General features: G+C 70.1%; 18 protein-coding genes, 1 tRNA gene and 1 pseudogene. 8 read left to right on the top strand and 12 right to left on the bottom strand.

Going from position 1 to position 23,531, the window contains the following annotated elements:
* Positions 1-109 precede the first annotated feature (109 nt).
* From RE421_RS07455 to RE421_RS07420, 9 genes and pseudogenes are all read right to left on the bottom strand, one after another.
* Positions 110-514, bottom strand: coding sequence for a glycosyltransferase (locus RE421_RS07455; protein WP_309817181.1), 405 nt, complete (start codon positions 512-514; stop codon positions 110-112).
* Positions 515-1,038: 524 nt separating this feature from the next.
* The gene (locus RE421_RS07450; protein WP_309816708.1) at positions 1,039-2,196 is read right to left on the bottom strand and encodes a DegT/DnrJ/EryC1/StrS family aminotransferase; all 1,158 of its coding nucleotides are present in this window, start codon (positions 2,194-2,196) and stop codon (positions 1,039-1,041) included.
* 55 nt (positions 2,197-2,251) lie between these two features.
* The gene (locus tag RE421_RS07445) at positions 2,252-3,433 is read right to left on the bottom strand and encodes a DegT/DnrJ/EryC1/StrS family aminotransferase (protein WP_309816703.1); all 1,182 of its coding nucleotides are present in this window, start codon (positions 3,431-3,433) and stop codon (positions 2,252-2,254) included.
* A gap of 31 nt (positions 3,434-3,464) precedes the next feature.
* On the bottom strand, positions 3,465-3,881 hold the full coding sequence (locus RE421_RS07440; RefSeq protein WP_309816700.1) for an NAD-dependent epimerase/dehydratase family protein: 417 nt from the start codon (positions 3,879-3,881) through the stop codon (positions 3,465-3,467).
* The gene (locus RE421_RS07435; protein WP_309816697.1) at positions 3,878-4,996 is read right to left on the bottom strand and encodes a Gfo/Idh/MocA family oxidoreductase; all 1,119 of its coding nucleotides are present in this window, start codon (positions 4,994-4,996) and stop codon (positions 3,878-3,880) included. The genes RE421_RS07440 and RE421_RS07435 overlap by 4 nt, the downstream gene beginning before the upstream one ends.
* Positions 4,996-5,220 (bottom strand): annotated as a pseudogene (locus RE421_RS16810) (sugar transferase); the annotation flags it as partial. The gene RE421_RS07435 and the pseudogene RE421_RS16810, both read right to left, overlap by 1 nt.
* 729 nt (positions 5,221-5,949) lie before the next feature.
* On the bottom strand, positions 5,950-8,607 hold the full coding sequence (locus RE421_RS07430; protein WP_309816691.1) for a LuxR C-terminal-related transcriptional regulator: 2,658 nt from the start codon (positions 8,605-8,607) through the stop codon (positions 5,950-5,952).
* Complete coding sequence (locus RE421_RS07425; protein WP_309816688.1) at positions 8,604-11,126, bottom strand: LuxR C-terminal-related transcriptional regulator; 2,523 nt, start codon at positions 11,124-11,126, stop codon at positions 8,604-8,606. The genes RE421_RS07430 and RE421_RS07425 overlap by 4 nt, the downstream gene beginning before the upstream one ends.
* 370 nt (positions 11,127-11,496) lie before the next feature.
* Positions 11,497-11,568, bottom strand: a tRNA-Gln gene (locus RE421_RS07420).
* Positions 11,569-11,762: 194 nt separating this feature from the next.
* On the opposite strand from RE421_RS07420, the gene RE421_RS07415 reads away from it, so the two are divergent.
* From RE421_RS07415 to RE421_RS07380, 8 genes are all read left to right on the top strand, one after another.
* Positions 11,763-12,362 carry a UGSC family (seleno)protein gene (locus RE421_RS07415; protein WP_309816683.1) on the top strand — a complete coding sequence of 200 codons (600 nt, stop codon included), beginning with the start codon at positions 11,763-11,765 and terminating at the stop codon, positions 12,360-12,362.
* Positions 12,359-13,465 (top strand): hypothetical protein, encoded by a 1,107-nt coding sequence (locus RE421_RS07410; RefSeq protein ID WP_309816680.1) that lies wholly within the window; start codon positions 12,359-12,361, stop codon positions 13,463-13,465. Before RE421_RS07415 ends, RE421_RS07410 begins: the two co-directional genes overlap by 4 nt.
* 162 nt (positions 13,466-13,627) lie before the next feature.
* Positions 13,628-14,488 carry an IclR family transcriptional regulator gene (locus tag RE421_RS07405; protein ID WP_309816677.1) on the top strand — a complete coding sequence of 287 codons (861 nt, stop codon included), beginning with the start codon at positions 13,628-13,630 and terminating at the stop codon, positions 14,486-14,488.
* A 136-nt stretch (positions 14,489-14,624) separates the two neighbouring features.
* Complete coding sequence (locus tag RE421_RS07400; RefSeq protein ID WP_309816674.1) at positions 14,625-15,608, top strand: ABC transporter permease; 984 nt, start codon at positions 14,625-14,627, stop codon at positions 15,606-15,608.
* Positions 15,605-16,588, top strand: coding sequence for an ABC transporter permease (locus tag RE421_RS07395; RefSeq protein WP_309816671.1), 984 nt, complete (start codon positions 15,605-15,607; stop codon positions 16,586-16,588). Before RE421_RS07400 ends, RE421_RS07395 begins: the two co-directional genes overlap by 4 nt.
* Complete coding sequence (locus RE421_RS07390) at positions 16,585-17,493, top strand: ABC transporter ATP-binding protein (protein ID WP_309816668.1); 909 nt, start codon at positions 16,585-16,587, stop codon at positions 17,491-17,493. The genes RE421_RS07395 and RE421_RS07390 overlap by 4 nt, the downstream gene beginning before the upstream one ends.
* Positions 17,483-18,259 (top strand): ABC transporter ATP-binding protein, encoded by a 777-nt coding sequence (locus RE421_RS07385; protein WP_309816665.1) that lies wholly within the window; start codon positions 17,483-17,485, stop codon positions 18,257-18,259. The genes RE421_RS07390 and RE421_RS07385 overlap by 11 nt, the downstream gene beginning before the upstream one ends.
* A gap of 85 nt (positions 18,260-18,344) precedes the next feature.
* Entirely contained in the window at positions 18,345-19,946 is a 1,602-nt protein-coding gene (locus RE421_RS07380) for an ABC transporter substrate-binding protein (RefSeq protein WP_309816662.1), read from the top strand.
* 36 nt (positions 19,947-19,982) lie between these two features.
* Here the strand turns inward: RE421_RS07380 and RE421_RS07375 are convergent, their stop codons facing one another.
* Genes RE421_RS07375 through RE421_RS07365 form a run of 3 tightly spaced genes read right to left on the bottom strand, consistent with a single transcriptional unit; the run spans position 19,983 to position 23,518 of the window.
* Positions 19,983-20,300, bottom strand: coding sequence for a DUF6518 family protein (locus RE421_RS07375; protein ID WP_309817178.1), 318 nt, complete (start codon positions 20,298-20,300; stop codon positions 19,983-19,985).
* 44 nt (positions 20,301-20,344) lie between these two features.
* Positions 20,345-22,237 (bottom strand): ABC-F family ATP-binding cassette domain-containing protein, encoded by a 1,893-nt coding sequence (locus RE421_RS07370; protein ID WP_309816657.1) that lies wholly within the window; start codon positions 22,235-22,237, stop codon positions 20,345-20,347.
* Positions 22,238-22,267: 30 nt separating this feature from the next.
* Positions 22,268-23,518 (bottom strand): Gfo/Idh/MocA family oxidoreductase, encoded by a 1,251-nt coding sequence (locus tag RE421_RS07365; RefSeq protein WP_309816654.1) that lies wholly within the window; start codon positions 23,516-23,518, stop codon positions 22,268-22,270.
* Positions 23,519-23,531 lie beyond the last annotated feature (13 nt).

Here is a 23,531-nt window from a genome sequence, read left to right as displayed (position 1 = left end):
TCCTTCAGCAGGGCCGTGAGCAGCGAGTACAGGCGGGCGAACGCTCCCGCCGGAGCTGGCCCGTGCCCGTCCCACCCCTGCTGGAGGAAGAATGGCAGGGTGTCCGCGGTCAGTGGCTCGAAGACCTCCCGGTCCCCTGCACAATGACAGGCGTGCCGAAGGCCATGGCCCGGACGACGGAACTGGCCATGCTCAGTGTTACATCTGAAACCTCATAGGCCGGTCTCGGATCGATCATCTCTCCGGTCACCACGATTGCGGTACTGGTGGCTTCCGCGTTGACTTGCTGCGCACGCTTTCGGACCGTGTCGAGTGCTTCGCCCCCACCGACGACGACAAGCTGGACCCGGTGCTTACGGCTGAGTTGGCCAACGGTCTTGATGGCCGTCATGGCCCTCTCCAGTCTTGCGCCGTGAGCCATCCCGGAGACCACCACGACGGTGAAAGCGTCCGGGTCCAGGTTCCAAGGTCGGCAGAATGCACGGAGGGGAAGGCTCGCGTGCGGGGAGTTCATCCGGGCATCGACAGGCGGCTCCATCAGACCGACGTACCGACGTCCCAATGATAGTTCGGCCACCCTCGTCTGATCCGTTCCCACCAATAACGGTACGTAGATCGGGATGAAGGGCGCGACGGGCAACGACAACACCGTCGAGACGGGGACGGCCCCGGTCCCACGGCGGGCGAGTGTCGCTTCAAGGGTCGGGGCCACCCATAACCGTGGACAATTTCTGTGCCGCGTCGAGTCAACTCTCGCCGTAGCGACGAGACGATAGACGGCGTCGGTCGCGTGCGAACCCGCGGCGACTCGATGAATTCCAGGTCCAGTTCTCGAATGCGCTCAGATAGGGTGCCGCTCTGGCCATAGACAGCCACCGCGTGCCCGGGCCGCTGCATCTCAACAGTTAGCTCGATGGCGGTCACCTGGCTCCCGCCGATGCTGAGTTCAAGCGGATACGTCAAAACCCTCATCGCACTGCCTTCTCCCGGTTAAAGGTTTCGATGGCTGGAAGCTTCTTCACGGTCGACGACTCGGCGTCACTGCCGCACGGTGAGCAACGAGCGGACCAGCACGTCGACGACACGCTCCTGCTGCTCCTCCGTAATGTGCGGGAAGATCGGCAAGGACAGCAACCTATCCGCCGCAGCCTCGGCAATGGGGAAAGCGCCATGCCTCAGGCCCAGTTGATGGACTGCACCGGCCGGGTGCATGGGATCGGGGTAGTGCGCTACCGCCCCGATCCCGGCCTCTTGAAGCTCGGCCAGCACGCGGTCACGGTCCTCCACTTGGACCGTATACAACTGCCATACGTGATAGTTGCCCTGGGCCTCAGACGGCAACCATACGGCCCCTAGCGCCGCCAGGGGCCGCAACAACTCGGTGTAACGGTCCGCAGCGGCCCGTCGCAGTCCGTTCCACCGCTCCAGGCGGGACAGTTTGGCCCGTAGGACCACGGCCTGCACCGAATCCAGGCGGGAGTCCATGCCGACTGTACGGTGCCGGTCCTGCTGTGGGCCAACGTGCTCGCTGCGCACCCGGGCCGCCAAGCCGGCGTCGTCGGTCAGCACGGCACCGGCGTTCCCGGCCGCCCCGAGGTTACGCCCCGGAGAGAACCCGGTCCCGGAAGCCAGCCCCAGACTGCCGGCCATTCGCCCGTGCCGGAAGGCCCCTTGGGCCTGGGACGCGTCCTCGACGATGACCGCGCCGACCCTCTCCGCCTCCGGACGGAGCTGCTCCACGAAGGCGGTCTGCCCGTGGAGGTGCACCGGCACGATGGCCTGGGTCCGGCCATTGACGGCTGCGGCGACAGCTTCCGGATCGATCAGCAGGTACCGCGGATCGACGTCCACGAGGACGGGAGCGGCACCAATGCGGCTGACCGCCTCGGTCGTGGACGGGACGGTGTTCGCCGGGAGGATGACCTCACCCCCAGCCGTCACACCCGCGGCCCGTAGTGCCAGCTCAAGCGCGTCCGTGCCGTTGCCGACGCCCACGCAGTCCGAGACCTCGATGAAAGCGGCGAACTCGCGCTCGAAGGATTTCACGTCTGGACCGTCCATGAATGCGGTAGTGTCGAAGACCCGGCGCAGGCCCGCCTGGACCTCCTCGTCGATCTCACGCTGCTGCGCACCGAGGTCCACGGCGGGAATTGATGTGGCCTCGACAGGCACGTCGGTGATCCTGCTGAGTGTCATGCCACAGTTCCTCCTTTGATGCGCTGCCGTGGCGAGCCGGCCACAGCGGCCATGGTCATCCACTCCCATTGAGGGAGGCGTGATCGCGCATGTTCCGCGGGGACTCGGCGGCGGCCCGCAAGCTGTCCGTCACCCTCCGGTGCTCGGCCTCGGTCATGGTGTGGAAGATCGGCAGGATCAGGGTGTTGTCCGTCAGCCGGTCGGTCATGGGCAGGGGACGCACCAGGCCCGAGTGACCCGCGTAGGCCCCCTGCCGGTGGGCCGCCATGATCCCCCGCCGGGAGGAGATCCCGTCCGCGGCCAGCCACTCGAGCAGTTCCTCGCGGCCCAACGGGAAGTCCGGCAGGACCTCCACCCAGAAGGACTGGAAGTTGGAGGTACCGTGCTCCGGATCCACGGCATAGCGCAGGCCCGGCAGACTCGCCAGCACGGCCTGGTAGTCGTCCGCGAGCGCCCGGCGTCGGCGGACCATCTCCGGCAGCTTGCCCAGCTGGACCAGTCCCATGGCCGCCTGCATGTCGGTCATCCGGTAGTTGTAGCCCACCTCGGGATATCCCTCCTGGACCGGCAGCACGGAAGTATGCCGTTCGGCGGCCGAGACGTCCATGGAGTGCTCCCGTAGCCTGCGTGCCCGGGCCGCCCACTCCGGGTTGTCCGTGGTGAGCATGCCTCCTTCGCCCGTGGTGAGCATCTTGCGGGGGTGGAAGGACCACGCCGTTATGTCCGCTCCCGTGCCCACGGGCCGGCCGCGGTAGGTGGATCCGGCGCCGCCGGCGGCGTCCTCGATCAGGGCCAGGGAGTGCCGATCGCACAGCTCACGGATCGGCTCCAGGTCCAGTGGCATGCCGCCCTGGTCCACCGCGATCACGGCCGTGGTCCGGGGCGTCAGGACGGCGTCCAGGGTCTCGGCCGTCACGTTGCCGGTCACGAGGTCCACGTCCGCGAACACCGGGCGGGCCCCCAGATAGGTCACAGCGTTGGCCGTGGCGATGAAGGATAGGGACGGGACGATCACGTCGTCACCCATCTGGACCCCGGCCACCAGGAGCGCCAGGTGCAGGGCAGTCGTGCAGGATGAGGTGGCCACGCCGTGGGACACACCTTGGGTGGCGCTGAAGGCCCGTTCGAACTCCACGGTCCGGGGCCCCTGGGCCACCCAGCCGGTGGCGATGACCTGGGCGACGGCCTCGGCCTCTTCCGGGCCCAGCCAGGGCTTCATCACGCTGATTCTGCTCATCGTCTGCTTTCTCGTTCTAGGCTCGGCCGGATCAGGTGACGACCGCAGCGGTGGTGATGAGTTGGCGGCCGGCGGCCACTTCCTCGCGGAGGGGGCCCCACCACTCGACGAGCTGGCGCAGGCCCTCGTCGAATCCGATGCTGACGCGGAAGCCGAGGTCGCGATCCGCGGCGGAGATGTCCGCCAGCCGGCGGACATCCGAGTTCACGGCCCGCTCCGGCCCGAACTCGATGGGCAGATCCCAGCCCAGTTCCACCCGGCCCGAGTCCAGTGCCGCGGCGATGTTGGACCGGCGTCCGCGCTGCAGGTTGTCCAGCACGGTCACGCATTGTGCGCCGGAGGCCGACAGTTGGTCTACGACCGCAGAAGTGACCATCCCGGTCCCTCCCGTGACAAGAAAGCGTCCGCCCCGCAGGGCGGACGTGCCGGTGATCTGGGCGATGCTCATCGCGTGGCCCAAGGGGATGGATCCGGGACGAGGCCCGCAGACACCGAGTTGCCGACAGACACCTTGGCGCCGCCAGCGGCGAGAGAGTCGCTGGCGGCCTCCAGGACAGACAGCACCCGCAGCGCAGAGTTGCCGTCCGTGGGAGCCGGCTGGCGGCTCCGGATGGCCTCGGAAAACGAGGACACCATCAGCCCCAGTGGCTCAAACTCGGAGAGAGCCGGGGACCAGGTGTCTCCGAGGCGGTAGGCGACGGCGGCGCCCTTGCGGGAGGCGGGATCGCCGAGGATGTCTTCCTGGCGTCCCAGGTCCATACTGCGGTCGAAGATGCTGAGGCGCTGCTGCGGGTTCAGATCGTCCCAGATCAGGGTCTTCTTGGATCCGCCGATCACCATCTGCCGGATCTTAGTCGGGGAGAGCCAGTTGACGTGGACGTGAGCCAGGGCGCCGTTGGCCAAGGGCAGGGCCAGATAGCCAACGCAGGATTTACCGGATCGCAATGGGTCGGCGCCCAGGGCGGAAACGGCCAGCGGCTGCAGACCGTCTGGAAGGATAAAGTCCAGGACGGACAGGTCGTGCGGGGCAAGGTCCCAGAATACGTCCACATCCGGTTGGATGAGCCCGAGGTCTATCCGGACCGAATCCACATAAAGGATCTCGCCCAGCGTTCCCGACGCTATGAGCTCGCGGATCTTCAGAACGGCCGGGGTGTAGCAGTAGGTGTGGTCGGCCATCAGGATAGTGCCGGCCTCCCGGGCGGCGGTCACTATCTCCCGGCCGCGTTCGGTGGTGTCGGCCAGCGGCTTCTCCACCACTACGTGCTTTCCGGCCTCGATCGCCTGCAGGGCGATCGCATGGTGGGTGTGGGTCGGGGTCGCGATGGCGACTGCGTCCACATCGTGCCGGGCCAGCAGCTCGTCCACGGAGGTGACCACTGCCGGGTTGCCGGTCTTGCGGGAGAGCTCCTCCGCGCGCCCGGCGTCCATGTCGCAGATGGCCACGAGGTCCCAGTCCGAGCTCATGGCGAAGTTGCGGGCCAGGTTGGGGCCCCAGTACCCGGCACCGATGACTGCGACGCGCAGGGCGGGATGGACGGTGGAATCGACGGTGACACTCATCAGTGCGCTCCTTCGGGCTCGATTATGACTTTGGAGGTTCGCCACAAGGTCTGCAGATCTCTGGTGACGGTCCATTTCTCGACGTGGTAGAGATCGAGGCGGGAGCATTCGTTCCACCCCAGGTCAGGGCGTCCGTCGATCTGCCAAAGACCGGTGAACCCGGGTTTGATGTGGAGTCCATGCCCCCGATGATCGGCGCAACGTGCAACCTCGTCCGGCAGCGGGGGCCGGTGCCCATGAGGGGGATCTCCTCCTCATGGCATTCCAGAACAGAGGGGGCTCGTCCGGTGAGTATCACCGCAAAACACTCTCGATGCGGGTGCGCCGCGATTCGTCCTTGAGCTTGACGAGCGGGCCAGCATCCTCGTTCGCGGTGGGTTCCGTGGAACTCACCGATGATGCTGGCCCCGCCACTGCTGAAACCACAGCAGCCACGCCCACGTCCGTCACGAGGACGTTGCGACGGGACCGGCTCCTCCAGGAGGTAAGGGTGCCGAAATGTGATCAGTCGATCATCGGACTGCGACATGGTCACAGTGCGGGCCCGTGCGGGCGCGCGTCGTTGAGGTAGAACTGCATGTCAATCTCCCACCCGTGCTGGCGGAGGACCTGCCCATGAGAGTGCTGGTCCCGGAGGTGGGCTGTCGGGGATGACAGCCCGTTCGGACACCCCTGAGCGTAGATTTTCGTGACAGGTTCCACACCCGTAGTCGGGTACTCGATTACCCCACGTGGTCCGAGTACTGGCGACCCCCTGATCCCTTATGCGCACCCGGAACGACGAAGTCCTGTCGGGTATCCGTGCTGTTTGGGAGCCATACCGTCCGAGGTACTCGTGTCAATCACAGAGACGGATCATCGCGGGGAAGGCTCGAGCCACCTGCTCCGTGTGGATCAGGTGGCTCGAAAGGGGCGGCCCTTCCTCCGGAGAGGGTGGGAGGTCTTGTCGTCGCTCAGTACTGCAGGTTTTTCAGTTCCGAGCGGTCAGCGATCCCTAGCTTCGTGAACACCCGGTACAGGTGGCCCTCCACGGTGCGCTGCGAGACGAAGAGTCGCTCCGCGACCTCGCCATTGCTCAGCCCCTGAGCGGCGAGCGCCACAATCTCCCGCTCGCGCGCCGTCAACTCGCCGAGGGCCTGGGCCCCGGAGATGTAGGGCGGGAACGAGACGCCTGCCCGTAGCTGCAGTTGCTTGAGGTGGCGCAGGGCCTCACCGCGGCGGCGCAGATCACCCGCGTGGTGGTGGAGCAGCACCACCTGGGTCCAGGCGAACGCTGCTGGCAGGATGTCTCCCACCGACGCCGACTGCTCGGCCGCCTCCGCCAGGAGCCGGGGATCCCGCGCCAGCGCAGGATCCAGCGTACGGGCGAAGGCCGCGGCCCGAGGTCCGGCCGTGGACTTCGCCATTTCGTGGAGTTCCCGCAGCAGCTCATCCCCCACGTCCGCCGGTTCCCGCAACATGACCAGGCACAGCAGGATCTCTCGTCGGACCACCGGACGGTACTGCAGCCGCGGATCGTCCAGGATCCGGCGCCACAGCGGGCGGCCCACCCCCTTGAGATCCGGGTGGCGGTCCTCGACGATGCTGAACATGGCCAGGGACATCAACCACCAGGGCTCCGGGCCGGAGAGGTCTCGTGCCGCACGTTCCTCGGCGGTGGGGCTTGGCATGCCGATTGTCGCGACGGCCCATCGAGGAGCCAGCATGGCCTCTGCCAGCGGCAGCATTTGGAGCGGATCGTGCTGACGCAATTCCACCACGGCGTCCGCGATCCACGGGTAAGCGTCCGATGGCGTCCCCGCAACGTTCTCCACCATGTGCCACAGGGCCAGGAGGGTGCCGGAGCGCTGGTGCCACCGCCGCGGTTCCAGGTGCAGCTGTTCCTCCAGGAGCTCCCGCGCCCGTTCCGTGGATCCGGCGGTGACGTGGCTGAACACGAGGACGGCCACGGCCTGAAGACCGAACCGCGCCGAGAAGGCTGGATACGTCAATGCCGTCAGGTGGGCGCGTTCGGCGGCGCGAATGGCCGCGTTCGGTTCCCCCGCCATGGTCAGCACTTCAGCCTGCATAAGCAGCAGGGTGGCTCGGGTGAACTCACGGGTGTCCGGATCATCGACCACCTCCTGTAGGTGGTCGACTATCTGGGGGCGGCGCAGGTCGGTGGAACGGTCCGCGACCATCTTGATCAGTCGGGTCAAGGCCGGGGGGCGGTCCACTACCTCCGATTGGTGTTCCTGAAGCTGAGCCAACAGCGGCGGCAGGGCGGACCAGAGGTTGGGGGCCTCGCCCGTATTGACCAAGCTCATGGCCAGGAGAGATACGGCCTCCATCCTCAGGTTCTGGTCCGTGCTCCGCACGGCGAGGTCTGTCAGGTCCCTGCGTCCGGCCCAGGTCCGTCCGCCCAACAACATCAGCTCGGCCTGCAACAGCGCCGCTCGCGGTTCCCGGGACACGGCTACGTGGGACGCCAGGGCGCGGGCCGTGGGCCAGTCCTTGACCTGTAACGCCCCATAACTGGCGTCCAGAAGCCGTTGGGCCGGTACGCTCTGACCGCATTCCAGGGCCCACAACACGCTGCGGGCCGTCCAGTGCTGGTCCGAGTCACCACCCGCGGCGACCCAGCGTTTGTACAGCTCGAAGCTCCTCCCCGGGGCGATGTTCGCCCGGAGGACCTCGGCATGAATGGCCGCAGCCAGGCCGACCGTCTCGGCGGAGCCCTCCTCCCGAAGGAATCCGGCCTCCAGCAGGTCATGGACGTGCTCCCCGGCGATGGACCGTAGCAGGGACCGAGGCACCCCGCCGGTCAGGGCGGCCAGCTCCAGCGTCTCTCGTTCGCCCGGCTGCAGTGCCTCGTGCATCGCGTCTACCGTGTCGATCAGGCGCCCGTCCGGTTCCGGTGCGGCTCGCAGCAGGATCCACGGCGCGGACAGCCCGGGCATGGACGCCCCGCCCGGAGCCCGAACGAGCATTCCCTGGTCCCGGGCGGAGGCCAGGTAGGCGTTGGTCAGCCGCGGGTTCCCGCCGGTCATGCCGTGGATGGTCCGGGCTGTCCCCGCGGTCAGCGGTCCTCCCAGTACGTGTTCACATTGCCGACGCACCCGGTCCACGTCGGCCGGCTCCAGATGGATGGTCCGCAACACCCCGGTGTCCGCCAGAGCGGCCAGTCCGGAGGCGCGATCGAGCGGACCGGTCCCCATGGCCAGCAGGGTCGCGGCCCGGTTCTGGACGAGCTGGGCCAGCACGAACGCGCTGGCGGCGTCCAGGTGCTGGACATCGACCACCACGATCACCGGTGAGGGGTGCCCCTGTTGCAGGGCACGCAGCACCTCCACCGGGGTATCCAGACGGGGCAGTCCGATGAGCAGGGGGGACAGCGCGCCGTACGGCACCTCCCGCAGGCTTGGGCTGCATTGGACGGTCTGCACGTCTTCGAGCCGGCCGGAGACTCTTAGGGCGTGCTGGACCAACGAGGACTTGCCCATACCCGGACCGCCGAGGATCGCCGCCCCGGCCGTCCGGTTCCCCCGTAGTACGTCCACGAGCGCTTCGAGGTGGAGGCCCCGGACGGTCCGGGCCGGCGGCGCCTGACTCCCAGCCTCCGAAGTGGTCATACCCGATGCCGCTGCGCGGTGTGGGCTGCGGCCAGCCGTGAGAGCTCGGCGCGACCCTTGAGCTGCAGCTTCGCGTAGATCTGGTAGAGGTGGCCCTCCACCGTCCGAATGGAGATCCCGCTGATCCGGGCGATCATGGCGTTGGTCTTGCCGGCCACCACCAGGCGGGAGATCTCCTTCTCCCGTCGCGTCAGCTCGACCATCCACGACGGCTCCCCCTCGGGTTCCTCCGCCGCCGGATTGCTCCGGCGGCTGGCTCCGGCGGCGTCCGTGAGCCGCCGGAGCTGCGCGGCGCTCAGATCCCGCACCATCGGGGAGGAGGCCGGTTCGACGTACCCCGCGTACCCCGCCAGGGCCAGCATCTCCAAGGCCTGGAACAATAGCTCCGGATCGTCCTCCAGCACCGAACGAGCCAGCATCAACTGCGGCGCCGAGGCGACGGTCTGGGTGCAGGCGGCCGTCTCGGCGAGCCGGGGGGCCAGCCACGTCTCACCGAAGTGGAAGGCGCCGGACACCGCGGCGAACTCGACCGAGTAGAGTCCCCCGGCGGCCGCACGGTCGGCGAGGGCCACGAGCCGCGCGGTCCGCGCTTGGGGGGAGTGGATCTGACCCGTAGACCGTGCCAGCAGCAGTTCCGCCATCCACCCCAGGCGTCCGAGCGCCTGGCTCTCATGGCTGCGGCGGAACTCCTGGGCGTGGGACTCCAGCACGCGGGCGGAGGCGACCCCCTCGGGACCCTGTGTCCCGCGCGGCCCGTCCGGTACATCGGAGCAGAATGCCTGGACGGCCAGCGCCGTCTCCAGGTCCTGCGGTCGGCCAAGCCGCTCCAGTTGCGCGACCGCCGTGGCCGCCCGTTGGGCGGCGCGGTCCTGCACCCCGCCCATGACCTCCAGGACGGCCAGGACCAGGTCGGCGTACTGGACCGCGTAGGGATTGCCGTGCCGCCCTGCGAGGACCGTCTCGGCGAGCTCACGGCAGCGGTCCAGCTGGCCACATGCAGCCAGTACGGTCAGCATGGATTCGGCGAGCACGGCTCGTTCGAAGGGGCCGATCACGTCGTTGATGATGCCCAGGTTCTTAAAGCCGGCGAGCTCCCGATCCAGCTCCATCACCACCCTGAGGGCGCCGGCCTGGTCATCCGCGAGGGCCAGGGCCTCGGCCCGGATGACCCGTGCTCGGCACCGGATGGACTCACCCGTGAAGACGGCGCCGCCCTCATCCAGCGACGCCGGCTGCCGGTCCTCGGGGAGGGTGTCCAGCAACTCCATCACCCGGCGCACGTCTCCGCGCACCGCGGCCAGGGCCGCGGCCTGGACCAAGAGCGCCGCCGTCCCGCGTTCCGGGGAGTTCTCCAGAACTCGCTCTGCCCCTTCCAGGTCCCCCACCATGAGCCGTGCCCGGGCCTCGGCCCACGCCAGATGCTGCCGACCGATTACCGAGGCCGCCTGGAGCCGCTGTGCGGGACCACTGTCTTGGTCGAAGAACAGGGCCACGGCCTCGGTCGGGTTCCCGATAGCCACGAAGTCCTGGGCCGCCCGGAGTACGCTGAGGTATCCCGGATCCAGCATCTCGAGGGTCGCGGCGAGCTCACGACGACGGTCCGGCTCGATCGCCGCCATGGTCTCGGCGGCCTGCACGGCCGTCATCTGGGCCACCCGGCCGCTGTGCTCGTTCAGGATCTCCAGGGCACCGGACTCCTCCAGCTCATCGAGCTCGGCGGCGTACCCGGTGTGGATGAGGTCCCCCACGCGCATGGGCCCGCAGATGGCCAGCATCTCCAGGAGCGCCCGCTGGCGCACGGGGAGTCCGCGCAGCATGGCGGACGGGTCCTCGCCCGTGGACGAGCGCGGCAGCGGTCCCGAGTCGAGCACCCAGTCCGCGCCGCTGCGCCGCAGCTTGCCGGAGGTCATGCAGTCCCGCGTCAGCTGCCGCAGGCGCTGCACGGATCCGGCGCTGTGCTGCCACAGGACCGTCACGGCGAAGCGGGACACGGGCCCGCCGGCCACCTCCTCCACGAGGCTCTGGCCGGCCGCCGGGGTGAGGGGTCGAACGGTGATCCCGGTCAGGGTCCCGAGCCTGCGGAGCGCGGCCAGGTCGATCGGGACATCACTGGACCGCTCGCAGTGAACCACCAAGGTGATGTGGTGCATCTGTGCGAGCTGGGCCAGGACGGTGATGGTGCCGGAATCGATCTGGTCCGGCTGGGACACGATCACGATGGCCGGGTCCGCACCTTGGGGGTGGAGGAAGTCGGACAGCACCCGCATCATGCCGTGCGGGTGGGCCGGCGGGGCCTCGTGGAGCCCTGAGAGCAGGATGGCCAGGGCCCCGTAGGGGGTGGCCGCCGCGAAGGCGCTGCCGTGCAGCCGGAACACGGCCCGGTCCGCCGGGACGGTAGTCAGCGCGGCTTCGATGGTCTCGCGGCGGTCGCCGAGCTCGCCGGTCAGGATGGCCCCGCCGGCGCCATCCCCCGCGAAGATCGACTCGAGGGCGAGGTTGGCCTCGGCCGGCGAGTCCATCCACCGCCCATCGGCGCCGGATTCCAGCCAGGACAGGTCCAGTGCCGGTATCACCGGAACGGACAGCGCCTCAGGGCGCGTGGGGTGTGGGAGGCCGGAGATGACCTCATGGACGGTGTTCGGCTCACTCGAGGTGAGGGGAATGGAATGTGGCGGTGCGGTGAGAGACGGAGACGATTGCATACCCTTGGCCCTTGACGTAAATCGTGGCCTGCCGAGGCGGGGAAGTTCCTGACAGAACACTGAGTGCGATCAGATCACAGGGAGGGGATTCCCTAATCACCAAATGGTAGAGACTGCTGGTTCCCAAAGGAAGGGTTGGCTGCAGATCGTCAGGAATATTAAGAATCGTCAGGGATATCAAGAGGAGTTCCGCCCATAGGATTCGAACCTATACTGCACAGCTCCAAAGGCTGGCGTGCTGCCGTTACACCAGGGCGGATCGGCCGGCGACCTGGCATCGCACGGGCCGGCAACCCATTGTTCCACAGTGACCGGCAGCCCCGCGGCATTCACTCCGCCTCCTCCGCCCCGGCCCCCATTCCACCGCGTGGAAGCGCGCCCACCCCACGGCCTGGATCCGGCCAGAGTGTCCCCCACAGGGCGCGACGCGTGCCGCCAGAACGGAGGAGTGCCATGACGGCAGGGATCCTTGACCCCACCATCAGCAGGTCCAGCACGATCACCACCAGCGACACCAGGGGCACCACCATCGGCACGGGGACCGCGCCCACCGGCGCCCCCCGGGTGCCCGAACTCGCCGGCCTCCGCGTGGGCTTACTCGAGAACACCAAGCGCCACGCGGCCGAGGTGCTGGATGCGGTGGGCGCGGCGCTGGTGGAACAGCACGCCGAACAGCCTGCCGGGCGGCGGCCGATCGAGCTGGTCCGCCTGACCAAGCAGAACTTCGCCATGCCCCTGGAGGGGGAACTCGAGGAGCGGCTGGTCCGGGACTGCGACGTGGTGGTGATCGGCGTGGGCGACTGTGGCTCCTGCAGCGCGGCGGCCGTGGCGGACGGCATCGCCCTGGAGGCCCGCGGCCTGCCCGTGGCCGTGGTGTGCACCGAGGCCTTCGACGTCACCTCCCGGGCGATGGCCAGGCTCAAGGGGCAGTCCGGTTTCCCCTACCTGCTGATGCCCCATCCGATCGCCAACCTCACGCCGGACGGCATCGCCGAGCGCGGCCGGGACCTCGCGGCCAGGATCGGTGCCCACCTGACCGGCGCGGCCGCATGAGCATCGACCTGACAGTCCCCGGGACTCCCGGGGGCCCCGGGGGCCCCGGGGGCCCCGGGGCGGACGGCACCTCCGTCCCGGAGTCCCTGCTGGATGCGGCGGCGTCCCGCGCCACGGCCGAGTACCTGTACGAGCGCGGCTGGTCCGACGGCCTGCCCGTGCTCCCGGCCACGGCGGAGGTGGTGGAGGACTTCCTGCGCCACACGGACCGCGACCCGGACTCGGTCCTGGCCGAGCTGCCCCAGGTGGACCGCCAGGCCACCGTCCGGGACGTGGCCCTGCACGCCGCCATGGCCGGCTGCCGGCCGGAGTACCTGCCCGTGGTGCTCACCGCGTGGGAGGCCCTCTCTCTGGAGCGCGCCGCCCGCGGCGGCGGCTGGCAGTCCACCAGCGGGCCCTCCCCCCTCGTCATCGTCAACGGCCCGGTCCGGCACCGGCTGGACATCAACTCCGCGGGCGGGGTCTTCGGCCCGGGTTTCCGGGCCAACATGACCATCCCCCGCGCCCTCGGCCTGACGGTCCGCAACGGCTTCGGGATCATCCCGCAGGAGCTCGAACAGGCCACGCAGGGCGTCCCGGGGCGCTGGACCCAGTGCATCGGCGAGGACGAGGAGTCCTCCCCCTGGGAGCCCCACAGCGCCGAGGCCGGCGTCCCGGCCGGCCAGGACGCCGCCAGCGTGGTGCTGGTCCGCACCAGTGAGTTCCTGGACAACCGCTCCTTCCACAGCGCCGAGGAGCTCCTGGCGGACTTCGCCGACACCCTGCAGCGCATGGGCCCCTGGATCTTCCGCAGCGGGGCGGCGGTCCTCGTGATGAACCCCGCCCACGCCCATGCCCTGGCCGAGGCGGGGATGTCCCGGCAGGACGTGCGGGGCTGGCTCGCCGAGCACGCCGGGCACACGGAGGCCGAGCTCTCCCAGGCCGGGAAGGGGCTGCGGGACCGCCCGTTCGGGCCGTTCGCGCCGGAGCACTTCCACCCGGCGCTCACCGATGCCGCCCCGGCCACCCTGCCGATCGTGGTGGCCGGCTCCCCGAACGCCGCCATCTCCATGGTGGTGCGCACCTTCAGCACGTGGTCCGGCCGGGCGCTGCCCGTCCACTGACGGCACGCCGGACGTGATGCTGGGTGGCGGCGCAGGCCGGGCGGCGGGCCCGGTTCGCTTTCGTGGGGCGGAACCCCGGCCTCGGGCACGACGCCGGCCGGTAGCCTTGGCGCACCCGCCGGCGGTTCCGAGGTCCGGTGGCCACCGGAGGAAAGACCCGCGATGAACGAGACATCATCCGTCGACATCCAGAATGTGCGCAGCAGGCTGCAGGACACCGGCCCCGGATCCGCCAAGCGCACCGCGGCGGCCCGGGTCCTGTCCCTGCTGGACGCCTTCGCCCAGCGCGGGGAGCCGTTGACGCTGACGGAGATCGCCCGGCGGGCGGACCTCAGCCTGACCACCACGCACCGGCTGGCCCATGAGGTCCTGGACTGGGGCGGCCTGGAGATGGACGAGGAGGGGCGGTACCGCCTCAGCCGCAAGATCCTGAAGCTGGCGAGCGCCTCCACGGAGGACCTGCGCATCCGCGAGCTGGCCCTGCCGCACCTCGTGGACCTGCAGCGCCGCACCGGGCTGACCGTCAACCTCTCCGTGCGGGAGGGGGACGAGGTGATGTACCTGGAGGCGCTGAGGGCGCACCCGAACTACACGGGGCAGAACCGGATGGGCGGGCGGCTGCCGCTGCACGTGACCGCCACGGGGCAGCTGCTCCTGGCCTTCGCGGACCCCTCCTTCCAGGAGGACTACCTGTCCCGTCCCCTCAAGCGCTACACCGAGTTCACCCCGTCCCGCCCCGAGGAGATCCGGGAGCGGATGGCCGCAGCACGCCGGGACGGATTCCTGCGGATCGACGGCGCCCTCGCCCCCGGCGCCGGCTCCATGGCGGCCCCCGTGCCGGACGCACTGGGTGCCGTGGACGTGGCCGTGGGGGCCATCTACGCCCGCGTCCACCCGGAGCCGCATGGCTTGAAGGACCTGCTGCTGGCCACCGCCCGCCGGATCGCCCGGGCCCGGGTGGAACGCCCCGTCCTGGACCCCCGGACCATCGCCTTCAACCGCAGCCACGCCGGCCTGGTCTAGGGCCGGCCCGGCACCGGCCGGTCCCCTCGAATCGCTCTTTCCACGGCATGGAAGGGCGCCCGTGTTCCACGTCACACCCCCCGCAGACTGAGGGCGACCCCACGCTGCCGAGGAGGTGCCGGTGAAGGCTCGCCTGATGCACTACGGAAGACTCCTGCTGTCTTCCCTGATCTTGTTCATCGCCGTGATCACGGTGCTGTTCTTCCTGCTGGAGCTGGCCCCGGGTGACCCGGTCCAGACCCTGGTGGGGGACGTCCCCCTCTCCGAGGCCTTCCGGACCCAGATCATGGCCGCCTACGGCCTGGACAAGCCGGTCTGGGAGCGGTACGTGCTCTACCTGGGCAACGTGTTCACCGGCAACCTGGGGTTCTCCTTCGGCACCAACAACGAGCCGGTCCTGGACCTGATCCTCAGCAGGGCCGGGAACACCCTCGCCCTGGCGGTGCCCGCGTTCGTGCTCTCCACCCTCGGCGGGATCGTCCTCGGCTCGCTCGCCGCACGGACCCGCCGGCGGTGGCTGGACGGCGGGATCTCCGGCGGTGCCGTGGCGCTGTTCTCCGTGCCCAACTTCTGGTTCGGCATGCTGCTGATCCTGGTCTTCTCCATCTGGCTCGGCTGGTTCCCCACCCAGGGCAAGAGTCCCTACGGGCAGCCCGGCATCGGGCTGGAGTACCTCGTGCTGCCCGTGATCACCATGGCCACCAGCGAGCTGGCGTACAAGACCCGCATCATGCGCTCGTCCATGATCGAGTCCCTCGGGCAGGACTTCGTGGACACGGCCCGGTCCAAGGGCCTGTCCTCCTCCCACGTGCTGTGGCGGCACGCCCTGCCCAACGCCCTGCTGCCCATGGTCACGGTCTCCGGCTACAGCCTCGGCTACATCCTGGCCGGCTCGGTCCTGGTGGAACGCGTCTTCGGCTGGCCCGGGATGGGCCTGCTGTTCATCGACGCCATCAACCGGCAGAACAACATGGTGATCCTGGGTGTGGTGATCGTCCTGACGGTCGTCATCATCGCGGTCAACATCCTCACGGACGTGGTGTACGGCCTGGTGGATCCGCGTCTGAGGGCCCAGTTCTCCCCGCAACGGAACCGCCAGACCCAGGAGGCCACGGCATGACCCAGCAAGAGACTCCCCTGGTCCCCGCCGCGGGGCCGCCCGAGCCGCCGCCGGCCTCCGAGCCCGCCGGGGTCGGGGCCCTTCCACCGGTCGCCCCGGCGGGCCCCGGGAAGCCGGCCGGCCGGCGTCGTCCCTCGGGTGCCGGCGGCGCCGAACGCTCCGCCTGGCGCGTGTTCCTGCGCAAGCCGAGCACCCGGGTGTTCATCCCCCTGCTGGGGGTGTTCGTCCTGATGGCGGTCCTCGGCCCGCTGTTCGTGGGCGACCCCTCCGCCACCGGCAACGCCGAGCTGCTGGCGCCCAGCGCCGCGCATCCCCTCGGCACGGACCACCTGGGCCGGGACTACCTGGCCCGGCTGGTCAACGGCAGCCAGGTCTCCCTGCTGGTGGGCTTCAGCGTGGCCGTGCTGTGCATGAGCATCGGCCTGGTGGTGGGCGGGCTGGCCGGCTACCACGGCGGGTGGATGGACACCCTGATGGTCAAGCTGGCCGAGTTCTTCCAGGTGCTGCCCGGGATCGTGCTGGCCCTCGTGGCGGCGGCCCTGCTCGGCGCCAACGTCTTCATCATCGTGGCCATCCTCTCCGTCACCATGTGGCCGGCGGTGGCCAGGATCGTCCGGGCGGAGGCCATGCGGATCTCCCGGCTGGGCTACGTGGAGTCGGCGCGGGCCGCCGGGTTCTCCAGCCTGCGCATCATCGTCTCGGACGTGCTGCCCAATGCCCTGCCGCCCGTGCTGGTGGCCACCTCCATGACGGTGGGCCGGGCCATCCTCATCGAGTCCGGACTGGCCTACCTGGGCATCGGGGACCCCTCCAACCCGTCCTGGGGCGCCCTGCTGAACTCGGCCCAGGCCTACATGCGGGATGGCTGGTGGCTGGCTGTGGCCCCGGGCCTGTGCATCTTCCTGGTGGTGCTGGCCGTGAACATGCTCGGTGACGCGCTCAACGACGCCTACAACCCCACCGTCGGGAGGGTGAAATGAGCTCCACCGGACACGGGGCCGTGCCCCTGATCGAACTCGCCGGGCTGAACGTGGTGCTGCCCACCGGCGAGCACAGCGAGGTTCAGGCCGTGCGCTCCGTGGATCTGGTGGTCCATGACGGCGAGCGCGTGGGCCTCGTGGGCGAGTCCGGCTCCGGCAAGTCCGTCACCGGCCGGTCGATCGCCGGGCTGCTGCCCACCTCCCCCCGCGTGCGGGTCAGCGGATCCATCCGGGTCCGGGGGCAGGAGATGGTCGACGCTCCCGCCCAGGCCTGGGACGAGGTACGGCGGCGGACGGTCGGGATGATCTTCCAGGACCCGCTGACCTTCCTGAACCCCACCATGCGGATCGGCCGGCAGGTGGCCGAGTCGATCCCGGCCCGGCGCGGGCCCGGGCAGCGCGGGGCCGACGGGCGGGCGTCCCGGGAGGAGGCCGTGCACCGCTTCCTGGGCCAGGCCGGGTTGCCGGATCCTGCCCAGGTGGCCGCGTCCTTCCCCCACGAGCTCTCCGGTGGCATGCGTCAGCGCGTGCTCATCGCCATCGCGATCGCCAAGGAACCGTCCCTGGTGCTGGCCGATGAGCCCACCACGGCCCTGGACGCCACGGTGCAGCAGCACGTGCTGCGCACCCTGGACGAGACGGTGGCCGAGCTGGGGACCTCCCTGCTGCTGATCTCCCACGACCTCGCCGTGGTGGCCGGCATGACGGACCGGGTCTACGTCATGTACGCCGGGCGGATCGTGGAGGAGGGCCCCACGGCCCGCGTCCTGGCCGAGCCGCAGCACGAGTACACCCGCGCCCTGCTGCGCAGCGTCCGCAGCCTCACCGAGGCGGACACGGCGCTGTATTCCATCCCGCTTCAGACCCGCCAGCGCTTCGCCCAGGAGGCATCCCGTGCAACTTGAGGCCCTCGACGTCTCCAAGACCTTCCGCTCCCGCCGTACCTCCGCGCCGGTCCACGCGGTGCGGAACGCCACCCTGACGGCCCGCCCCGGCCAGTTCGTGGCGATCGTGGGCGAGTCCGGATCCGGCAAGTCCACGCTCGCCCGCATCCTGCTGGACCTGCTGGAGCCCACGGAGGGCTCCGTGCGGCTGGACGGTCAGGAGGTCGGCTCCATGGACCGCGCCGGGAAGCGGGCCTACCGTCGCAACGTCCAGGCCGTCCTGCAGGATCCGGCCGGCTCGCTGAACCCCCGCAAGCGCGTCTCCCGGGCCATCGGGGAGGTCATCCGGCTGCACGGGATGGCCCGGACGCCGGCCGAGACGCGCCGCCGCGTGGCCGAGGTCCTGGAACTGGTGGGGATGGCGCCGGCCGCGGACTACCTGGACCGCTTCCCCCACGAGCTCTCCGGCGGCCAGCGCCAGCGCGTGCTGATCGCTCGCGCGATCGCCCTGGACCCCCGCATCATCGTGGCCGACGAGGCCGTCTCCGCCCTGGACGCCTCCGTGAAGGCGGGGGTGCTCGCCGTGATGGCGGACCTCAAGGACCGGCTGGGCGTGGGCTACGTCTTCATCACCCATGACCTGCCCGTGGTGGCCAAGGTGGCGGACCACGTGTACGTCATGCGCCACGGGCAGATCGTGGAGCACGGCCCGAAGGACCAGATCTTCTCCGACCCCTCCCACCCCTACACCCGGGAGCTGCTCGCCGCTGCCCCCGCTCTTCCCTGACACCGGCCCAGACACCGGGCCCGACACCCTCACGCACCCATCCCCCACGGATCTCCCGTGGGTCCACCGTTGAAAGGCAGCACCCATGCGAACCACACCGAAGCGATCGACCGGCCTGCTGGCCGTGCTCGCGGCCGGCGCCCTGGCCCTGAGCGCGTGCAGCGGCGGCACGGCAGAGACTGCAGGAGGCGGCGGGGGCGAAGAGCGCGTCTACGTCCAGGCGATCGCCGATGATCCCATGGGCCTGAACGCCCAGCTGATCAGCGGCGCCACCCCCTCCATGTTCAGCGCCCAGATCCTGGACCCGCTGATCTTCCTCTCCCAGGACTTCGAGATGTCCCCGGGACTGGCGGAGAACTGGGAGCTCAGCGAGGACGGACTGGACCTCACTCTGGAACTCCGGGAGGGCGTCACCTGGCATGACGGCGAGCCGTTCACCGCGGAGGACGTGGCCTTCAACTTCGAGGAGATCGTGCCCCTGCAGTCCTTCGGGGCGCAGATCGGCGAGCGGCTGGACTCGGCGGAGGTGATGGACGAGCACACCGTGGTGCTGCACCTGAGCGAGCCGTTCGGCCCCCTGCTGGAGACGGTGGCCGCCCAGTTCATGGTCCCGAAGCACGTCTACGAGGGCACCGACTACGTGACCAACCAGGCCAACATGGAGCCCATCGGCACTGGCCCCATGGTGTTCGACTCCTACAGCTCCGGAGAGCAGGTGACCCTGACCGCCAACCCCGACTACTGGGGCGGCGAGGTCCAGGTGGACCGGGCCGTCTACCCGATCATGACGGACCCCAACGCCCGCGCCGAGGCGCTGTTCGCCGGCGAGGTGGACCAGGCCTCCGTGGACGTGTCCCAGCAGGACCGGGTGAGCGACGACCCCCACACGCTGCTGCTGGAGGACAGCAACTTCCCCCAGCTCGTCACCGTGATGTTCAACGCGAAGAGCGAGAACCTTCAAGACCCGGAGGTCCGCGCCGCCGTCTTCGCCGCGCTGGACCGCCAGGCGATCGTGGACACCGCCCTGAGCGGGATCGGCTCCCCGGCCAACGGGTTCTTCCCCGAGACCCTGGACTGGGCCGTGAGTCCGAACGTGGACTTCTCCCGGGACTTCCCACGGGACGTGGACGCCATCAACGAGGCGCTGGATGAGGCCGGCCTCGAGCGCGGGGCGGACGGGATGCGCTTCACCCTGAACGTGCGCTACATCAACGAGCTCTCGGACGTGGCGGCCACGGTGGAGATGGCCCAGTCCATGCTGGAGGAGGTCGGCATCGGCCTCGAGATGCAGGGCACCTCGGGGGCCGTGTTCACGGAGAAGGTCTACACGGAGAGCGACTTCGACCTGGCGTTCCTGCGCTCCACCGTGGGCGCTGACCCCTCCATCGGGATCGTGCGCTGGTACGAGTGCAACGAGGCGAAGGCCGCCGCGGCCAACCCCTCCGGCCTCTGCGACCCGCAGATCGACGAGGCCGCCGCCGAGGCGCTGGCCGTCTCCGACCAGGCCGACCGCGGGGCGGCGCTCACGGCCCTGCAGGACCGCGCCAACGAGATGATGTACTACGCCCCGCTGGCCTGGTTCAACGGCGCCTTCCCCACCATCAACACCACGCGCTGGCAGGGCCAGGAGGAGCCCACGGAGATGACCAACCGGATGCCGTGGACCACCATGACCCTGGAGGGGTAGACCTCGAGCGTCCGACGTGGGAACCCGGACCGCCGTTCAGATCCCTCCCCACGCGCCACCGATCCAGGAGTAGGTCACGAGGAAGGCCGCCGCCACCGCCACCGTGCCGGCCACGGCGCAGAGTACGGGCACCGGTCCCCGGATCCGGCGGACCAGCATGACCGTGAGGAGGGCGACCCCACCCAGGCCGATGGCACTCCAGTACACCGGACTCGTGGAGTCGGCCACGACGGTGAGTCCGTAGACGCTCTCGCCGACGCCGACGCCCGCCAGGGCGGCGGTGGCCAGGGCGGTGCGCAGACCCCGCGCCCGCAGCCAGGCCGCCGCCATGTCGACGAGGATGCCGAACGTCAGCCCGCCCAGTCGCGCACGGAGGGCACGGGTGATGTGCCTCCCGGCTAGCCCTCGGCGACCTCGCCGGCCTCGAGCCAGGCCATCTCGGCCTCGTCCTTGCGCTCGTGCAGCTCCTGCAGCTGGGCGTTGGCCTCGGCCAGGGCGCCGAAGTCACCGGCCGCGGAGAGGGTGGCCATTCGCTCGTGCAGCCTGGCCTCCTCCTCGGTCATCCGGGCCAGCTGCTTCTCCAGCTTGGCGGCCTCCTTGCGGGCGGCCCGCTTCTCGGCCTCACTCGGCCCCGTGCCGTCCCCGGCGGCTCCGCCGGATTCCTGCCCAACGCCGGCCCCGGCACCGGGGCGGTCGGCCGCGGTACCAGCGGCGGTGCCACCAGTGCCACCGGTGCCCGTCCCGCCGAAGCCGGTGCCGCCGCCGTCCTGTCCGGCCCGCAGGCGCAGGTACTGCTCCACTCCCCCGGGCAGGTCCCGGATCCGGCCGTCACCGAGCAGGGCGAGCTGGTGGTCGGTGACGCGTTCGAGCAGGTAGCGGTCATGGGAGACCACCACGAGGGTGCCGGGCCAGCCGTCCAGCATGTCCTCGACGGCGGCCAGGGTGTCCGTGTCCAGGTCGTTGGTGGGCTCATCCAGCATCAGCACGTTGGGCGAGCCGACCATCAGCCGCAGCAGCTGCAGGCGGCGGCGCTCGCCGCCGGAGAGGTCGGCCACGGGGGTCCACTGGCGGGAGGTGCCGAAGCCGAGCTGCTCCAGCAGCTGCCCCGGGGAGACGTCCTTGCCGCCGACCTGGAAGGTGTTGCCCTCCCGAGCCATCACCTCGGCCACCCGCAGGTGGGAGACCTCGTCCAGCTCGGTGACGTCCTGGGTGAGGATGGCGGTCTGCACCGTCTTGCCGCGCCGCACCCGGCCGGCGTCCGGGGTGAGCTGGCCGTCGAGCAGGCGCATCAGGGTGGACTTGCCGGCGCCGTTGACGCCCACGATCCCGACGCGCTCGCCCGGGGCCAGCCGCAGCGTGACATCCTCGAACAGCGTGCGGCGCCCGCCGCCGTCGGGCACCGGGACGGAGTAGGTGACGTCCTCCAGATCCAGCACGTCCTTGCCCAGCCGGGCCGTGGCCATCTTCGAGAGGGAGACGGAGTCCCGGGGCTCGGGGACGTCCGCGATCACCGCATTGGCGGCCTCGATGCGGAACTTGGGCTTGGAGGTCCGCGCCGGGGCGCCGCGCCGCAGCCAGGCGAGCTCCTTCTTCACCAGCTGCTGGCGCTTGTTCTCGATCACGGCGGCGGCGCGGTCCCGCTCGGCGCGGGCCAGCATCCAGGCCGCGTAGCCGCCGTCGAAGGGCTCCACCGTGGCGTCGTGGACCTCCCACGTGCGGGTGCAGACCTCGTCCAGGAACCAGCGGTCGTGGGTGACCACCAGCAGGCCGCCGTCCGTGGCGCGCCAGCGGGTCTTGAGATGCTCGGCCAGCCAGGCCACGCCCTCCACGTCCAGGTGGTTGGTGGGCTCGTCCAGGAAGATCAGGTCGTCACTGCCGGCCAGCAGTCGGGCCAGGGCGGTGCGGCGGCGCTGGCCCCCGGAGAGGGTGCCCACCGTGCGGGACCAGTCCAGCCCGCCGAGCAGCCCGCCCATCACGTCCCGGATCTTGGGGTCCGAGGCCCACTCATGGTCCTCCGCGTCCCCCACCACGGCCCGCTGGACCGTGTCCTCCGGGTCCAGGTCGTCGCGCTGGTCCAGCACGCCCAGGGTGGTGCCGCCGCGGCGGGTGACGCGGCCGTCGTCGGGCGTCTGCTGTCCCGCCAGGATCCGCATCAGGGTGGACTTGCCGTCACCGTTGCGGCCGACGAGGCCGATCCGGTCCCCCTCGTCCACGCCGATCGAGACGGAGTCGAGGACGGTACGCGTGCCGAAGGAGATGCCGATGTTCTCGGCGCCGAGCAGATGGGCCATTCACCTCACTCTAGTGGCCCGCGGCCCGTGCTACCGGTGCGGGCTCCAGGCGCCGCGGGCCACGGCGGGGGTGAACCCGTCCACGTCCGCCGGCCAGCGCACCGTCTGCCCCGTCTCCGCGGAGCGGTAGGCGGCCATCAGCAGCTCGACCACCTCGAGGCCGTCCCGCAGCGAGACCGTGGGCTGCTCCCCGCGCAGGAAGGCGGCGGCGAGGTGCCGGTTCTCGCCCGTGTAGCCATAGGTGACGGCCTCGTCGCTGACGATCGGCATCAGCCCCTGCTCGGCGTTCTGCTTCTCCAGCATGTCCTCACCCGCGGCCTGCCGGATGTCCCGCGAGAGGAAGACGCGCGACTCGGTGGAGAGGGTGTCCGACTGCATGGAGTACTCGGGTCCGAGCAGCTCGAACGAGAGCCGCAGGCCCGCGCCCACGAAGCTCCAGGAGGTGGTGCCCTCCACGATCACGGTCTCGCCGTCCCCGTTCACGAACTCCCAGGCCGCCCGGGCGTAGTCCTCGCTCGGCCGCTCGCGGTAGTCGGGTGCGCCGGGGTAGAGCTCCATCAGCCGCTCGGCGTAGGCGGGACGGGTCCACTTGAGGCTCTGGATGCTGGCGCTCACCGAGACGGGGCGCAACCACTCGGAGGCGCTGACGCCGGGCGGGGTCAGCAGGAACCGGCCCGCCTGGACGCTGTGGCACATCATGTCATTGAGCACGCCGCCGCCCTGGCGCACCCCGTCCCAGAACCACCCCTGGTGCGGCCCCGAGTGCTCCTCCGAGCAGCGCGCGAGGTAGGGGCTGCCCGCGAAGCGCGCGCCCCGGTCCCACAGCAGCCCGTGCGCCCGGGTGATCGCCGGCGAGTACACCTGGTTCTCGAGGTAGCCGTGCAACAGCCCCGCCTCCTCGATCAGGCGCAGCACCTCCCGCGCCTCGGCCACCGTCCGGCCCAGCGGCTTCTCCACGGCGATGGCCCGCAGCGAGGCCCCCGCGGCGACCTCCTCGCACACGGCCCGCACCACGTCCAGCCTCGTGTCGTTCGGCGTGAGCACCCACACCGCGTCCACGCGCTCGTCCCGCACAAGCGCGCGGACGTCGTCATAGGCCCGCGGGTCCTCCCCCACGCCGATCTGGCGCACCTCGGCGGCGAGGGCCTCGGCGCTGGCGAGCGACCGGGAGGCGACGCCCACGATGTCCGCGTCGCGCACGCCGACGAAGGAGCGGGCGTGGAACCCGCCGATGAATCCGGCGCCGATGATGCCGACGCCGAGCACGGTCCGCTGGGTCATGGTTGTCCTTCCG

Source organism: Citricoccus sp. I39-566 (assembly GCF_031432995.1).
In the GTDB taxonomy this organism is placed as follows: Bacteria; Actinomycetota; Actinomycetes; order Actinomycetales; family Micrococcaceae; genus Citricoccus; species Citricoccus nitrophenolicus_A.
This window is presented reverse-complemented; position numbering and strand designations above follow the sequence as displayed.

What these genes read in the sequence shown, in the direction of transcription:
- RE421_RS07455 (WP_309817181.1), bottom strand. Translation starts at nt 514, where the DNA reads ATGAACTCCCCGCACGCGAGCCTTCCCCTCCGTGCATTCTGCCGACCT.
- RE421_RS07450 (WP_309816708.1), bottom strand. Translation starts at nt 2,196, where the DNA reads ATGACACTCAGCAGGATCACCGACGTGCCTGTCGAGGCCACATCAATT.
- RE421_RS07445 (WP_309816703.1), bottom strand. Translation starts at nt 3,433, where the DNA reads ATGAGCAGAATCAGCGTGATGAAGCCCTGGCTGGGCCCGGAAGAGGCC.
- RE421_RS07440 (WP_309816700.1), bottom strand. Translation starts at nt 3,881, where the DNA reads ATGAGCATCGCCCAGATCACCGGCACGTCCGCCCTGCGGGGCGGACGC.
- RE421_RS07435 (WP_309816697.1), bottom strand. Translation starts at nt 4,996, where the DNA reads ATGAGTGTCACCGTCGATTCCACCGTCCATCCCGCCCTGCGCGTCGCA.
- RE421_RS07430 (WP_309816691.1), bottom strand. Translation starts at nt 8,607, where the DNA reads ATGACCACTTCGGAGGCTGGGAGTCAGGCGCCGCCGGCCCGGACCGTC.
- RE421_RS07425 (WP_309816688.1), bottom strand. Translation starts at nt 11,126, where the DNA reads ATGGACTCGCCGGCCGAGGCCAACCTCGCCCTCGAGTCGATCTTCGCG.
- RE421_RS07415 (WP_309816683.1), top strand. Translation starts at nt 11,763, where the DNA reads ATGACGGCAGGGATCCTTGACCCCACCATCAGCAGGTCCAGCACGATC.
- RE421_RS07410 (WP_309816680.1), top strand. Translation starts at nt 12,359, where the DNA reads ATGAGCATCGACCTGACAGTCCCCGGGACTCCCGGGGGCCCCGGGGGC.
- RE421_RS07405 (WP_309816677.1), top strand. Translation starts at nt 13,628, where the DNA reads ATGAACGAGACATCATCCGTCGACATCCAGAATGTGCGCAGCAGGCTG.
- RE421_RS07400 (WP_309816674.1), top strand. Translation starts at nt 14,625, where the DNA reads ATGCACTACGGAAGACTCCTGCTGTCTTCCCTGATCTTGTTCATCGCC.
- RE421_RS07395 (WP_309816671.1), top strand. Translation starts at nt 15,605, where the DNA reads ATGACCCAGCAAGAGACTCCCCTGGTCCCCGCCGCGGGGCCGCCCGAG.
- RE421_RS07390 (WP_309816668.1), top strand. Translation starts at nt 16,585, where the DNA reads ATGAGCTCCACCGGACACGGGGCCGTGCCCCTGATCGAACTCGCCGGG.
- RE421_RS07380 (WP_309816662.1), top strand. Translation starts at nt 18,345, where the DNA reads ATGCGAACCACACCGAAGCGATCGACCGGCCTGCTGGCCGTGCTCGCG.
- RE421_RS07370 (WP_309816657.1), bottom strand. Translation starts at nt 22,237, where the DNA reads ATGGCCCATCTGCTCGGCGCCGAGAACATCGGCATCTCCTTCGGCACG.
- RE421_RS07365 (WP_309816654.1), bottom strand. Translation starts at nt 23,518, where the DNA reads ATGACCCAGCGGACCGTGCTCGGCGTCGGCATCATCGGCGCCGGATTC.